Source organism: Candidatus Nitrosarchaeum limnium BG20 (genome assembly GCF_000241145.1).
In the GTDB taxonomy this organism is placed as follows: domain Archaea; phylum Thermoproteota; class Nitrososphaeria; order Nitrososphaerales; family Nitrosopumilaceae; genus Nitrosarchaeum; species Nitrosarchaeum limnae.
The window spans coordinates 1-739 of record NZ_AHJG01000257.1 but is presented as its reverse complement, the minus strand read 5'-3'; the positions used below and the strand labels follow the sequence as shown (position 1 = coordinate 739).

Sequence of the window (739 nt, the reverse complement as noted above, 5' to 3'; positions counted from 1 at the left end):
GGAATAATATCTGCAAATGCATTATTCAAACTTGGACCTAACATCATAAATGATACTGCAAGTAAAGTGAAAATAATTGGTATTTTTTTATTCACTTTTTTAATTATTCAAGTTCCTATATAAGACTTGATCTTGAAAGTTATTTTATTATGTGTTACATTCAAGACTGGTAATTTTACTTTATTTAAAAATACAACATTATGTGCAATTATTTGTGCAAACAAAAATTGTGATCATTGCTTCAGTTCTTGTTGGATTGGTATCCTTTGCAGTGCTGATAGGATACATTGGACAGGGAAATGTCAGACACATGGCAATTTTCTGGCCAGAAAGAGTAGTACAAACTGTCGCTTTTGAAGACGTTGATGGAAAGGTGCAGATACAAGGAATTTCTGGAGTGGGTGGAGACCCTAACCCGTATCTAGCTACTAGAGTTAATTTTGCATATGTTTTACATGTTCAAAATAATGGAGATAAACCACATCGGTTATACATTGATGGATTAGATGCACAGACTGATCTTATAGATCCTGGTAAGGAATTCACTCTTACCATTTATCCAACAAAAAAAGGAGTTTACAATTACTATGATAATTCAACTAAATTGATTAAACTTGGAACTCTTGAAATACACAATGTGGTCCCTAGCGATGGATTTACAGGATTTCTCAAAGATCTTATCTGATAATTATCAGAACATTTTATCCTTTTAGAGACAAATAAAATGCTAAAGTGATTT

At 31.9% G+C, this 739-nt stretch carries 1 protein-coding gene; it reads left to right on the top strand.

The genetic code is table 11. The features are described from left to right. The first annotated feature begins 214 nt into the window (after positions 1 to 214). On the top strand, positions 215 to 685 hold the full coding sequence (locus BG20_RS09105; RefSeq protein WP_048097194.1) for a cupredoxin domain-containing protein: 471 nt from the start codon (positions 215 to 217) through the stop codon (positions 683 to 685). Positions 686 to 739: the final 54 nt, after the last annotated feature.